Source organism: Mesorhizobium sp. KR1-2 (assembly GCF_040045035.1).
Taxonomy (GTDB): Bacteria; Pseudomonadota; Alphaproteobacteria; order Rhizobiales; family Rhizobiaceae; genus Pseudaminobacter.
Window position 1 is genome coordinate 14,489 of sequence record NZ_JBDZDS010000005.1, and the last position, 12,915, is coordinate 27,403.

At 64.3% G+C, this 12,915-nt stretch carries 12 protein-coding genes; all 12 read left to right on the forward strand.

All coding sequences use genetic code 11. The features are described 5' to 3' along the window. Nucleotides 1-51 precede the first annotated feature (51 nt). Nucleotides 52-1,086, forward strand: coding sequence for a GTPase ObgE (gene obgE / locus ABLE85_RS11740; protein ID WP_348792919.1), 1,035 nt, complete (start codon nt 52-54; stop codon nt 1,084-1,086). A 15-nt stretch (nt 1,087-1,101) separates the two neighbouring features. Further along, complete coding sequence (gene proB / locus ABLE85_RS11745) at nt 1,102-2,244, forward strand: glutamate 5-kinase (protein WP_348793201.1); 1,143 nt, start codon at nt 1,102-1,104, stop codon at nt 2,242-2,244. Between the two features lie 3 nt (nt 2,245-2,247). After that, complete coding sequence (locus tag ABLE85_RS11750; RefSeq protein WP_348792920.1) at nt 2,248-3,534, forward strand: glutamate-5-semialdehyde dehydrogenase; 1,287 nt, start codon at nt 2,248-2,250, stop codon at nt 3,532-3,534. Between the two features lie 110 nt (nt 3,535-3,644). After that, complete coding sequence (locus ABLE85_RS11755; protein ID WP_348793202.1) at nt 3,645-4,235, forward strand: nicotinate-nucleotide adenylyltransferase; 591 nt, start codon at nt 3,645-3,647, stop codon at nt 4,233-4,235. A gap of 155 nt (nt 4,236-4,390) precedes the next feature. Continuing rightward, nucleotides 4,391-4,768 carry a ribosome silencing factor gene (gene rsfS, locus ABLE85_RS11760; RefSeq protein ID WP_348793203.1) on the forward strand — a complete coding sequence of 126 codons (378 nt, stop codon included), beginning with the start codon at nt 4,391-4,393 and terminating at the stop codon, nt 4,766-4,768. Nucleotides 4,769-4,979: 211 nt separating this feature from the next. Next, a complete protein-coding gene (gene rlmH, locus ABLE85_RS11765) occupies nt 4,980-5,462 on the forward strand; it encodes a 23S rRNA (pseudouridine(1915)-N(3))-methyltransferase RlmH (protein ID WP_348792921.1) in 483 nt (160 codons plus the stop codon). Nucleotides 5,463-5,635: 173 nt separating this feature from the next. Beyond that, complete coding sequence (locus ABLE85_RS11770) at nt 5,636-6,916, forward strand: murein hydrolase activator EnvC (protein WP_348792922.1); 1,281 nt, start codon at nt 5,636-5,638, stop codon at nt 6,914-6,916. Next, nucleotides 6,906-8,237 carry a S41 family peptidase gene (locus ABLE85_RS11775; RefSeq protein WP_348792923.1) on the forward strand — a complete coding sequence of 444 codons (1,332 nt, stop codon included), beginning with the start codon at nt 6,906-6,908 and terminating at the stop codon, nt 8,235-8,237. Before ABLE85_RS11770 ends, ABLE85_RS11775 begins: the two co-directional genes overlap by 11 nt. A gap of 118 nt (nt 8,238-8,355) precedes the next feature. Then, nucleotides 8,356-9,519: a divergent polysaccharide deacetylase family protein gene (locus ABLE85_RS11780; protein ID WP_348792924.1), complete on the forward strand. Its 1,164-nt coding sequence runs from the start codon at nt 8,356-8,358 to the stop codon at nt 9,517-9,519. Between the two features lie 9 nt (nt 9,520-9,528). Continuing rightward, nucleotides 9,529-10,044 (forward strand): RNA pyrophosphohydrolase, encoded by a 516-nt coding sequence (locus tag ABLE85_RS11785; RefSeq protein ID WP_348792925.1) that lies wholly within the window; start codon nt 9,529-9,531, stop codon nt 10,042-10,044. Nucleotides 10,045-10,427: 383 nt separating this feature from the next. Further along, complete coding sequence (alr, locus tag ABLE85_RS11790; RefSeq protein WP_348792926.1) at nt 10,428-11,561, forward strand: alanine racemase; 1,134 nt, start codon at nt 10,428-10,430, stop codon at nt 11,559-11,561. A 46-nt stretch (nt 11,562-11,607) separates the two neighbouring features. After that, nucleotides 11,608-12,861, forward strand: a complete 1,254-nt coding sequence (locus ABLE85_RS11795; protein ID WP_348792927.1) for a D-amino acid dehydrogenase — start codon at nt 11,608-11,610, stop codon at nt 12,859-12,861. Nucleotides 12,862-12,915: the final 54 nt, after the last annotated feature.

Here is a 12,915-nt window from a genome sequence, read left to right on the forward strand (position 1 = left end):
TGCGCTAGAGCAGGTCCAACAAAACCGACAGTAGCGAAAAGCCAGTTTCCGATGAAATTCCTCGACCAGGCAAAAGTCTATATCCGATCCGGCGACGGGGGCGCTGGCAGCGTCTCGTTCCGCCGGGAAAAATTCATCGAGTTCGGCGGGCCGGACGGCGGCGACGGCGGCCGTGGCGGCGACGTCTGGCTGGAAGTCGTCGATGGGCTGAACACGCTGATCGACTATCGCTACCAGCAGCATTTCAAGGCCAAGACCGGCATTCATGGCATGGGACGCAACATGACCGGTGCCAAGGGCGCCGACATCACGCTGAAGGTGCCGGTCGGCACGCAGGTCTATGAAGAAGACAACGAGACGCTGATCTGCGACCTGACCCAGGTCGGCCAACGCTTCCGGCTGGCTGCCGGCGGCAATGGCGGCTTCGGCAACCAGCATTTCAAGACCTCGACCAACCAGGCGCCGCGCCGCGCCAATCCCGGCCTTCCGGGCGAGGAAAAGTGGGTCTGGCTGCGGCTGAAGCTGATTGCAGATGCCGGACTGGTCGGTCTGCCCAATGCCGGCAAGTCGACTTTCCTGGCGGCGGTAACCGCGGCCAAGCCGAAGATTGCCGACTATCCCTTCACCACGCTGCATCCGGGCCTCGGCGTCGCCCGCATCGACGCGCGCGAATTCGTCATCGCCGACATTCCCGGCCTGATTGAGGGTGCGCATGAGGGCGTGGGCATCGGCGACCGCTTCCTCGGCCATGTCGAGCGCACGCGGGTACTGCTGCATCTGGTTTCTGCGCAGGAGGAAAGCCCCGGCAAGGCCTACAAGACCGTGCGCGGCGAGCTGGAAGCCTATGGCAACGGCCTTGCCGAAAAACCGGAGATCGTGGCGCTCAGCCAGATCGACACGCTCGATGCCGACAGCCGCAAGAAGAAGCTTGCTTCGCTGAAGCGAGCGACCGGCACGACGCCAATGATGATTTCGGCCGTGACCGGCGAAGGCGTCGAGGCCGTGTTGCGCGCGCTGATGGCGGAGGTGCAGTCGGCCCGCGTGGAAAAAGAGCCGGGCGAACCCGACGAGCGGTGGCAGAGATAGGGGACCGCCATGAGCCTGCAGCCGCTGAAGAAATACAAGCGCATCACCGTCAAGATCGGTTCGGCCTTGCTGGTCGATCGCTCGACCGGGTTGAAGCGCGGCTGGCTGGCCTCCATTGCCGACGATATTGCCGCGCTTGCCGAGGCAGGGTGCGAGGTGCTGGTGGTGTCCTCGGGCGCCATCGCGCTCGGACGTACCATTCTAGGCCTGGGCAAACGCGTACTGAAGCTTGAGGAAAGCCAGGCCTGCGCCGCCGTTGGCCAGATCGCGCTGGCAGGTGCCTGGTCGGACGAGCTCGGCCGCAACGGATTGAAATCCGGGCAGGTTCTGGTGACGCTCGGCGACACTGAGGAGCGCCGCCGCTATCTCAACGCGCGTGCCACCATTTCCACGCTGCTCAAGATGAAGGCTGTGCCGGTCATCAATGAGAACGACACGGTGGCGACGAGCGAAATCCGCTATGGCGACAATGATCGTCTGGCCGCGCGCGTGGCGACCATGATGGGGGCGGATCTTCTCGTCCTGCTCTCCGATATCGACGGGCTTTATACTGCCCCGCCGGCGCTCGATCCGTCGGCAAAATTCATTCCGCTGGTGGAGCGCATCACGCCCGACATCGAGGCCATGGCGGGTGCGGCGGCCTCCGAGCTGTCGCGCGGCGGCATGCGGACAAAGCTCGACGCAGGCAAGATCGCCACCGCCGCCGGCACGGCGATGATCATCACCGCCGGCACGCGGCTCAGCCCGCTCGGCGCCATCGACCGCGGCGAGCGCGCCACCTTCTTCAAGCCGAGCGCCAATCCGGTGAAGGGCTACAAGACCTGGATCGCTGGCCAGCTCGAGCCCGCGGGCAGGCTGGTCGTCGATGCCGGTGCTGTCCGCGCCTTGCTGTCGGGGAAGTCGCTGCTGCCTGCCGGCGTGACGGTGGTCGACGGCAATTTCTCGCGTGGCGATACGGTGGCTATCATCAACCCGGCGGGGCGCGAGATCGCGCGCGGCCTTGTTGCCTACGACGCGGCCGATGCCGTAAGGATCGCGGGACTGAAGACCGACCAGATCGCCGATGTGCTTGGCTACGAGGCGCGTTCGGCTATGATCCATCGAGACGATCTGGTGGTGAGCCACAGCGACGCGGAAACGGCGCGGGTGGGAGGTTGAGCCATGCTGGTGGCGAGTGACAAATCCGGGCTGGACACGGTTGCGCTGATGGCAGCGCTCGGCCGCAAGGCGCGCGCTGCTGCCCGACCGCTTGCCGTTGCCAGTGCCGAGCGTAAGCACGCCGCCTTGCTGGCCATGGCCGATGCAATTCTTCGCGGCGAGGAAAAGATCCTCGGAGCCAATGCGATCGACGTGAAGAACGGCGAGCAGTCGGGCTTGAGCGGCTCCTTCATGGACCGGTTGAAGCTGGACCCGCAGCGCATCCGCGACATGGCGGACGGCGTTCGCGCAATTGCGGATCTGCGCGATCCCGTTGGCGAGGTCATTGCCGTGTGGGATCGTCCGAACGGGCTGCACATCGAGCGCGTGCGCACGCCGCTCGGCGTCATCGGCGTCATCTATGAGAGCCGGCCCAATGTGACGGCGGACGCCGGCGCGCTGTGCCTCAAGGCCGGCAATCCGGTTATCCTGCGCGGCGGCTCGGACTCGCTGAATTCTTCGGCGGCCATCCATGCCAGTCTGGTCGAAGGGCTGCGGGCCGCCGGCTTGCCGGAAGATGCGATCCAACTCGTGCCGACCACCGACCGCGCCGCCGTTGGCGAGATGCTGAAAGGCCTGTCGGGAAACCTCGACGTGATCGTGCCGCGCGGCGGCAGGAGCCTTGTCGAGCGCGTGCAGAACGAGGCGCGCGTGCCGGTGTTCGCGCATCTCGAGGGCATCTGCCATCTCTATATCGACAAGTCGGCCGATCTCGACATGGCGGTGAAGATCGCCGTCAACGCGAAGATGCGCCGCACCGGCATCTGCGGCGCGGCCGAGACGCTGCTGGTCGATCGGGCCGGGGCCGGTACGCATCTGGTGCCGGTGCTGGAGGCGCTGCGTCAGGCGGGCTGCGAAATCCACGCCGACGAAGAGGTGCTGAAGGCTTTTGCCAACGCCAAGCCGGCAACGGATGCTGACTGGGTGACGGAATATCTCGATGCCATAATCTCGGTGAAGCTGGTGGACGGCGTGGCCGGCGCCATCGAGCACATCGAGACCTATTCGTCCCACCACACCGAGGCGATCGTCGCCGAAGATGCGGCTGCCGTGGAGCGCTTCTTCAACGAGATCGACTCGGCGATCCTGCTGCACAATGCCTCCACCCAGTTTGCCGACGGCGGCGAGTTCGGCATGGGCGCCGAGATCGGCATCGCAACCGGCAAGATGCATGCGCGCGGGCCCGTCGGCGTCGAACAGCTCACCTCCTTCAAATACCGCGTCCGCGGAACGGGGCAGGTGCGGCCGTGACGTTCGCGTGAGGGGCGCACGCATGACCGGCCGTCGATCTTGCGCGTGGCTCGCGCCAGAGGGGGATGGCTGACATCGTGCATTTGGGGGTCAGCGAGAAATATCTCCGCATGCCGCATGTCGAAAAGGGCATGCAGGTCGGCCTGTTTGGCGGCTCGTTCAACCCGCCCCATGCCGGCCACGCGCTGGTCGCCGAGATTGCCTTGCGGCGGCTGCGGCTCGACCAACTCTGGTGGATGGTCACGCCCGGCAACCCGCTCAAGAGCGCCCGTGAACTCGCCCCGCTTGCCGAGCGCATCCGACTCTCCGAAGCAATCGCCCGCGATCCGCGCATGAAGGTGACCGCCTTCGAGGCGAGTTACCATGTGCGCTACACAGCCGACACGCTGGCGCTGATCAAGGCGCGCAATCCGGGCGTCGATTTCGTCTGGATCATGGGTGCGGACAATCTGCGCGACTTCCACCATTGGCAGCGCTGGCGCCAGATCGTCATGACCTTCCCGATCGCGGTCATCGACCGACCGGGTTCGACGCTGTCCTTCCTGTCATCGGTTGTGGCGAAGGCATTCGCCTATGCGCGTGTCGACGAATCCGCCGCGCCGCGCCTGGCGCGGATGCAGGCGCCGGCCTGGACCTTCATCCACGGTCGACGTTCGCTTCTGTCTTCCACGGCCATACGTAACGGCTCCGCCAAGGGCTGATTTCGTCAGGCATCAGGGGAAGGGGGCGCGTCTTGAAACTGAGTTACGACTCTGCATATCTAATGGGTGTGCCTGCGATCCATGCAGGATATCCCGTTGTTCTTGTTTCGAAAGGAAAGACACTGAGAACAGCACTGAGGAAGAAGGCAAACGTCATGCCTTCACTGGCCGGGGTGAACGGAATGGAAGCCGTGTCCCGCGCCCTCAAGACAGTCCTTGTCAGTCTGGAAGACTCCAAGGCCGAAAACATCGTCTCCATCGACCTTAACGGTAAATCGAGCCTCGCCGACCACATTGTTGTGGCGTCGGGACGCTCGAATCGTCACGTCGCAGCCGTGGCCGACCATCTTCTCAAGGCGCTGAAGGATGCCGGACTGGGCACCCCGCGCATCGAGGGCCTATCGGCGGCGGACTGGGTGCTGATCGATTCAGGCGATATCATCGTGCACATCTTCCGCCCCGAAGTCCGCGACTTCTACAATCTCGAAAAGATGTGGCAGGCGCCGGGCCTCGAGGAAGAAACCGTTCACTGAGAGAGGGATCAGGAAGGTGTAAGCAAGCTTTCCAGCGCAGTTCACTCTAGCTCATAGAGTCACGTCTCTGGACCCGGGGCGGCCCGGTCCACCGTGAGCAGGGGGGGGTGCGTGTCCGAACGGACAGAGTCCAAATTGCTTATGGCGCTGCCCGGTGGGAAATGCGCCTTACGGGTGAGGCGCGGGGCGCCGTTTCCGGGATCAGGGCAGGATGAAGATCGCTGTACATGCCGTGGGCCGGATGAAAGCCGGCCCCGATAAGGAACTGGCCGACCGATATTTCGACCGCTTTGCCAAGAGCGGTCCGGCCATCGGGCTCGAATTCGCGGGCGTCGTCGAGACGACGGAAAGCCGCGCGCAGGGCGTCAACGAACGTAAGCGAGAGGAGGCGCAGAAGCTGCAGGCGCAGCTTGCTTCGGGCGCGGCGCTGATCCTGCTGGACGAACGCGGCAAGAACATCTCCTCGGAGGATTTCGCAGAGCGGATCGGGCGTCTGCGCGATGGCGGCCAGAAAAGCGTGGTCATCGCCATTGGCGGACCGGACGGTCATGACGCAGCCCTGCGCGAAACTGCGGCGCTTACGATCTCCTTCGGTGCGTTGACCTGGCCGCATCAGCTTGTGCGCATCATGCTGGCCGAGCAGCTCTACCGCGTCGCCACGATACTTTCTGGTCACCCGTACCATCGAGCCTGATGGGCCAGGTGTCGACGAAATCCGCCACTATTTTGCGAGCTGGCGCCGTGTGCTGCGACATGGTTGATGGTTCGTTAACGAACGGGTCGCTAAGGTCACGACGAAATATGCGGCGTGTCGGAATGTCTCCAACGGTGGTCAATAGAGCGGGCTTTGGGTCGGCATGCCGTGGCATGATCGCCGCTTGCACGCTCGTGCTGTCGGCAACCTGCGTGCAGGCGCAGGACCAGGCGTCGATCACGGCCAGCCAAGACGAACGCCAGGCCGAATACGAACAGGTCTCGCACGACATGAACGTCTCGGCCGAGCGTATGGAATCGCTCATGGCAGAGATCGGCAAGGTGAAGAAGGACTACGCCAGCATCACCGCTGCCCTGATCCAGTCGGCCAAGACCGAGAAAAAGCTCAGCCAGGACATCGAGGACATCACCGGGCGGCTTGAAGAGCTGAAGGAGCAGAAGGAAGCGATACGCCTGTCGCTGACGGCGCGGCGCGGCGTTCTGGCCGAGGTTCTGGGCGCCTTGCAGCGCATGGGCTTGAACCCGCCGCCGGCGATCCTGGTGAAGCCGGAGGATGCGCTGTCTTCCGTTCGCAGTGCCATCCTGCTCGGCGCGGTGGTCCCGGAGCTGCGGGCCGAAACCGAGATCCTCATGGCCGACATGAAGGAAATGTCGCGCGTCACCGCTTCGATCGAGGCCGAGCGCCAACGACTGGTCGCCTCGGTCGGCGAGCAGATGGCCGAGAAGAAGCGCCTCGGCCTGCTTCTGGACGAAAAGCAGCGGCTGCACGGTGAAACCGAGGCGGCATTGGCGGAGGAGCGGGCCAAGTCGCAGGAACTCGCCGCGCGGGCAAAGAGCCTGAAGGACCTGATCGCCTCGCTGGAGGCACAGGCCGACAGAAGCCGCGTGGGCGGCGAGGAGGCCAGGCGCGCCGAGGAACGGAGGCTGGCCCGCGAGGCCGAGCTGGCGGCGTTGCCCGATGCCAACCGCTTGCTGGCCTCCGCGCCATTCTCCGTCCTGCGCGGGCAGATCGCGCTGCCGGTCACCGGCCGGATCGAGCGGCATTTTGGCTCTCGCGACGATAACGGCGGCGTGATGCTTGGCGACACGGTTGCGACACAATCGGGCGCCATCGTGACCGCGCCGGCTGATGGAAGCGTATTGTATGCGGGACCCTTTCGTTCATATGGACAACTCTTGATCCTGAACGCGGGCGACGGTTATCATATCGTCCTTGCGGGCATGAGCAGAATCAGCGTCTCGCAGGGGCAGTCTGTCCTCGCAGGCGAACCGATTGGCGCGATGGGGGAAGCCAGGGTGGCGAGCACCTCTGCGTCTCCCAATGGAAACACTGTTTCGGAGCTCTATGTAGAGTTCCGTAAGGATGGAAAACCCGTCGATCCGACCCCGTGGTGGGCGGAGCGGCTTTCGGGAAGGACAGGAAATGATACGTAAATTGTCGCTTCTGTTAGCCGGTGCGCTGATGGGCGCATCCGCCATGACCCTGGTCTATGGCGTGCCCGGCTCGACGGCGAACGCAGCCGGGTCGGAAACCTATCGCCAGCTTGCGATTTTTGGCGACATATTCGAGCGCGTGCGCGCACAATATGTGACGCCTCCTGACGAGAAGGCTTTGGTCGAGAGCGCCATCAACGGCATGCTCAGCTCGCTCGACCCGCATTCGTCCTACATGAACGCCGAAGCCGCCAAGGACATGCGCGTCCAGACCAAGGGCGAGTTCGGTGGCCTCGGCATCGAGGTCACGATGGAAAACGATCTCGTCAAGGTCATTACGCCCATTGACGATACGCCGGCCGCCAAGGCCGGGGTGCTGGCCGGCGACTTCATTTCCAAGATCGACGGCGAGGAAGTGCGCGGCATGACGCTGAACGACGCCGTGGAGAAGATGCGCGGCCCGGTCAACACACCGATCAAGCTGACCATCCTGCGCCAGGGTGCCGACAAGCCGATCGATCTCACGATCATGCGCGACGTCATCAAGGTGAAGGCAGTGAAGTTCCGCGTCGAGAATGGCGACGTCGGCTACATGAAGATCACGTCCTTCACCGAAAAGACCTTCGACGATCTGCAAAATGCGATCGAACAGATCAAGAAGCAGGTCCCGAATGACAAGCTCAAGGGCTACATCCTCGACCTCAGGCTCAATCCGGGAGGCCTGCTCGATCAGGCGGTGAGCGTGTCCGACACCTTCCTCGATCACGGTGAGATCGTCTCGACCCGTGGCCGCGACCCGAAGGACATCACCCGGTTCGACGCCCGTTCCGGCGATATGACCGGCGGCAAGCCGTTGATCGTGCTCATCAACGGCGGTTCGGCCAGTGCGTCGGAAATCGTCGCCGGTGCCCTGCAGGATCAACGCCGCGCCACCGTTCTTGGCACGCAGTCCTTCGGCAAGGGTTCGGTGCAGACGATCATCCCGCTTGCCGAGAACGGCGCGCTTCGACTGACGACGGCGCTCTACTACACGCCGTCGGGCAAATCGATCCAGGGCAAGGGCATCACGCCCGACATCAAGGTCGAGCAGCCACTGCCCGACGAGCTCAAGGGCCGCGACGTGACGCGTGGCGAGTCCGAGCTCAAGGGGCACATCAAGGGCGTCGAGGAGAACGACCAGGGTTCTGGTTCGGCCGCCTATGTGCCGCCGGAGGCGAAGGACGACATCCAGCTCAACTATGCGCTGGACCTGATGCACGGCACCAAGACCGATCCGGCCTACCCGCCGAATCCCCAAAAGGCCGTACTGAACCAGCAGTAAAGACGGCTTGCAGGCAGACGCGGGGGCTGCCTGCAACGACCGTCAGCGAGCGGACCCGCCGGTTTCCCCGGCGGGATTTGCCGAAGAAGCCTCTTCCCGCCGGCAGTGAGGATGCGGCTTGTCGCCCGTGCAGAAGGACATCGATCGCCCGCTTGGCCAGAACGCCTCTGCCGCCCCCAAGGTATCGGACGACTTTACCGTCCGCGCCGGCACGGTGATGGCCGCCGTGGCCGTGGTCGCGATTGTCGCCTCCGCCAGTGCGATCGCCTTCCGCGAAAAGCCCTTTCGCAACCCCGCGCCGGTAGTTGTTTCCACACCGCAGGTCACGGAGCCGGCCAAGACGAGCGAGGTCGCTAGGATAGCTCCCCCCTCGCGACCGAAGGCTGACGGTCCATCCATCATCCATGTAAGTCCACCGGACGGGTCGGCCGGCAATGTGGTCGTCATTCGTGACGCGTCCGCCGTCGGCCAGAATCTGCGTGTCGCCCATCTCCCCGACAAGGACCTGATCGAGGAGAGCGAGACCGGCCCGTTGCCGATCCGCGCCGTCGACGGCAGGCGACCCTTCGATGTCTATGCACGGCCATGGTCGGGCGCCCGCGGCGCGCGCGTGGCCATCGTCATCGGCGGGCTCGGCCTGTCGCAGACCGGCACGCAGCGGGCGATCGGCAAGCTGCCGCCGGAAGTCACGCTGGCCTTCGCGCCGCATGGCAACAGCATCGGTCGCTGGATGCAGGAAGGCCGTCGCGAGGGCCACGAGATCGTCATGCAGGTGCCGCTGGAGCCGTTCGACTACCCGAACGTCAACCCCGGTCGCAATACCCTGACCGTGGCGGCGTCCGCGGCGGAAAACCTGAAGAACCTGCGCTGGGCGCTGTCGCGCACCACCAATTATTCGGGCGTGATGAACTATATGGGCGCGCGTTTCGTCGCTGATCCGGCCGCCATGGAGCCGATCATGGCGGAGCTTGGCAAGCGTGGCCTGCTTTACCTCGATGACGGCTCCTCGGCGCGCAGCCTTGCACCGGAGCTGGCAGTAAAGGACGGCGTTCCCTTCGTTGCCGGCGACGGGATCATCGATGCCGTGGGAGACCGCGAGACGATCCTCAAGAAGCTCGACCAGTTGGAGAGCATCGCACGGGCAAAGGGTTTTGCCATCGGCACCGGCTCGGCCTTCGACGTGACCGTCGATGCCGTCGCGCAATGGGTCGGCGAGGCGCAGCGGCGCGGCATTGAGATCGTGCCGGTCTCGGCAGTTGCCACCGATCCGGAAAAGGGCTGAAGAAAGAGAATGACAAAGAAGGTCGATCCGCAGACGCTTCCCTACCGGCCGTGCGTTGGCGTCATGGTGCTGAACCATGCCGGGCTCGTCTGGGCCGGCCATCGCATCCCCGAGCCCGATGGCGAGATGGATGGAACCGACAAGCTCTGGCAGATGCCTCAGGGCGGCATCGACAAGGGCGAGGACCCGCTGCCGGCGGCGCTGCGCGAGCTTTACGAGGAAACCGGAATCCGCAGCGTCTCGTTGCTGGCCGAGGCACCAGGCTGGATTCACTACGACCTGCCCGCCGACAAGGTCGGTGTCGCGCTAAAGGGCAAGTATCGCGGCCAGAAGCAGAAATGGTTCGCCTTCCGCTTCGAAGGCGACGAGAGCGAGATTGCCATCAACCCGCCGCCGGGCGGCCATGAGGCCGAGTTCGATCTCTGGGCCTGGAAGCGGATGGTCGAACTGCCGGAGCTGATCGTGCCGTTCAAGCGCAAGGTCTACGACGAAGTCGTGGCCGCCTTCCGGCATCTCGCGCCGTAAGGCGCTGCCGGCCCGACAAGCGCGGATCGATTTCCGGCTGAGGCTCGGAGCCCCACAACCTCGATTGATCCTTCCGAACTCGTCTCGCGTGTAGTCAACGCGCGAGATCGCCATGCACTGTGCTCATCGGCGATTTGCAGCGTTTTTTTGGAAGGAAATGGCGAGGCGCGACCTTTCGCCGCTCCCTGATACAATGGACCAAGGCGTTGTGCCACATCGCCCCATATTGCAGTGCAATCTTTCCCGAACTAATGGTGGCCGTGGAGGATGATCCTCGAATATTCGACGGATTTCATGAAGGATCATGCTTCAAGGTAAGGCTATACGCAATTTTCCATCGTTTGGAAGGGATTTTGCGCCAGCATCAGGGAATTTTCGACGGAATGGACCAGTGTTACGCAAATAATCGCGATTTGGGGCAGGCGAGCCTGGCGGAGGCAGGTGCAGTCCTGACGATCGACCTTTCCGCGGTCCGTGACAATTACCGCCAACTCAAGTCCCGCCTCGGCAGTGCGCGTTGCGCCGGCGTCGTGAAGGCGGATTCTTACGGGCTGGGCGCTGCTCGGGTAGCACGCGTCCTGATCGAGGAAGGCTGCGACACCTTTTTCGTTGCGCATGCCGGCGAGGGGCTGGCACTGCGGGCGGAGATCGGCCGGGGCCCTGCGGTCTACGTGCTCAACGGCACTCAGCCCGGGGCCGAGCTCGAGGCTACTGCCGCCGGCCTGACCACTGTGGCCAACAGCCTCGAACAGCTGGAGGCGTGGCGCGCGGCCGCCCGTGCCGTGGGCCGGAAGCTGCCGGTGGCGCTGCAGGTCGACAGCGGCATGTCGCGGCTCGGCATGATGCCGTCCGAGGTCGAGACACTGGCGGCCGATGCCAGCCTGCTCGACGGCCTCGACGTCGTGCTGGTGATGAGCCATCTGGCCTGTGCCGACGAGCCGGAAAATCCGGCCAATGCCGCGCAGAAGCAGGCTTTCGACCAGCTGCGTGCCATGCTGCCGGCAGCACCCGCATCGCTGGCCAATTCGTCGGGCATCTTCCTGGGCGCTGACTATCACTACGATCTCGCCCGGCCGGGCGCTGCGCTCTACGGCATCAATCCGACGCCAGGCCACGCCAATCCGATGCGCGCGGTCGTTCGGCTGGACGCCAAGGTCATCCAGACCCGTACGCTCGATAAGAACATCGGCATCGGCTACGGCCACACCTTCCGCACCACCGGGCCGCTGCGCGCCGCCACCATTTCGCTCGGCTATGCCGACGGCTGGCACCGCCGCGCCGCTGCTGGTGCCTATTTCAATGGCGTCCGGCTTCCGTTCATCGGCCGCGTCTCGATGGACAGCATCATCATCGACATCTCGACGCTGCCGGAAGGCGCGCTGAAGGCCGGCGATCTGGTCGAGCTGATCGGCAGCAACCAGACGGTGGATGACGTCGCCGGCCATGCCGGCACCATCGGCTACGAGGTGCTGACCGGCCTCGGCCACCGTTTCCATCGCATCTACGAAGGCGGTTGAGCGGCTCGCCTCCGCTCACGCATCAATTTAAGGGAGAATTGCAGACATGAAAGTTCTTGTGTTGGGGAGCGGGGTGGTTGGCGTCACCTCGGCCCACTATCTGGCCGAAGCCGGCCACGAGGTCGAGGTGATCGACCGCCAGGAGGGACCGGCGCTGGAAACCAGCTTCGGCAACGCCGGCGAAGTGTCGCCCGGCTACGCTTCGCCGTGGGCGGGCCCCGGCATTCCGACCAAGGCGATCAAGTGGCTGATGATGAAGCACGGCCCGCTCGTGGTGCGGCCGAAGCTCGACCGTCATATGTGGTCGTGGCTGTTCAAGATGCTCGGCAACTGCACCTCCTCCCGCTACGCGGTCAACAAGGCGCGCATGGTGCCCGTGGCCGAATACAGCCGCGACCTGTTGAAGGAAATGCGCCAGACCATCGGCATCACCTATGACGATCGCGCCCAGGGTACGCTGCAGCTCTTCCGCGAGCAGAAGCATCTCGACGGCGTTGGCGGCGACATCGAGGTCCTGAAGCAGTTCGGCGTGCCGTTCGAGGTTCTCGACCGTGCAGGTTGCATTCGCGCCGAGCCGGGCCTGGCAACGGCCGATGGCTCCTTTGCCGGCGGTCTGCGGCTTCCCAATGACGAAACCGGCGACTGCAAGATCTTCACCGAGAAGCTGGCGACCCATACCACCGAGCGCGGCGTGAAGTATCGGTTCAATACCAAGATCGACAGGATCCTGGTCGAAGGCGGGCGCATTTCGGGCGTCGCGACCAGCGCCGGCGTGCTGAAGGCTGACACCTATGTGGTGGCGCTGGGCAGCTATTCCCCGTTCCTGCTGCGGCCGCTGGGCGTGTCGGTGCCGGTCTATCCGGTCAAGGGCTACTCGATCACGGTTCCGATCACCAATCCGGATGTCGCGCCGGTCTCGACGGTGATGGATGACAGCTACAAGGTTGCCATCACCCGTCTCGGCGACCGCATCCGCGTCGGCGGCACGGCCGAGATTTCCGGCTTCGACCTGCGCCTGCACAAGGACCGCCGCGACACGCTGGAGTTCTCCGTCTCCAACCTGTTCCCGAAGGGCGGCTCGGTGAAGGATGCCACCTTCTGGTGCGGCCTGCGCCCGATGACGCCGGATGGTCCGCCGATCATCGGCAAGACCCGCTACGACAATCTCTACCTCAACACCGGTCACGGCACGCTAGGCTGGACCATGTCCTGCGGCTCGGGCCGCGTTCTGGCCGACCTCGTGTCGGGCCGCAAGCCGGAGATCGACGCCGCGCCGCTCAATCTCAGCCGTTATAACTGAGGCAGGATTCCTGCGCACATGCAAAGGCCGCATCCGCGAGGATGCGGCCTTTGG

What these genes read in the sequence shown, in the direction of transcription:
- obgE (WP_348792919.1), top strand. Translation starts at nt 52, where the DNA reads ATGAAATTCCTCGACCAGGCAAAAGTCTATATCCGATCCGGCGACGGG.
- ABLE85_RS11750 (WP_348792920.1), top strand. Translation starts at nt 2,248, where the DNA reads ATGCTGGTGGCGAGTGACAAATCCGGGCTGGACACGGTTGCGCTGATG.
- ABLE85_RS11755 (WP_348793202.1), top strand. Translation starts at nt 3,645, where the DNA reads ATGCCGCATGTCGAAAAGGGCATGCAGGTCGGCCTGTTTGGCGGCTCG.
- rsfS (WP_348793203.1), top strand. Translation starts at nt 4,391, where the DNA reads ATGCCTTCACTGGCCGGGGTGAACGGAATGGAAGCCGTGTCCCGCGCC.
- rlmH (WP_348792921.1), top strand. Translation starts at nt 4,980, where the DNA reads ATGAAGATCGCTGTACATGCCGTGGGCCGGATGAAAGCCGGCCCCGAT.
- ABLE85_RS11770 (WP_348792922.1), top strand. Translation starts at nt 5,636, where the DNA reads ATGATCGCCGCTTGCACGCTCGTGCTGTCGGCAACCTGCGTGCAGGCG.
- ABLE85_RS11775 (WP_348792923.1), top strand. Translation starts at nt 6,906, where the DNA reads ATGATACGTAAATTGTCGCTTCTGTTAGCCGGTGCGCTGATGGGCGCA.
- ABLE85_RS11785 (WP_348792925.1), top strand. Translation starts at nt 9,529, where the DNA reads ATGACAAAGAAGGTCGATCCGCAGACGCTTCCCTACCGGCCGTGCGTT.
- alr (WP_348792926.1), top strand. Translation starts at nt 10,428, where the DNA reads ATGGACCAGTGTTACGCAAATAATCGCGATTTGGGGCAGGCGAGCCTG.
- ABLE85_RS11795 (WP_348792927.1), top strand. Translation starts at nt 11,608, where the DNA reads ATGAAAGTTCTTGTGTTGGGGAGCGGGGTGGTTGGCGTCACCTCGGCC.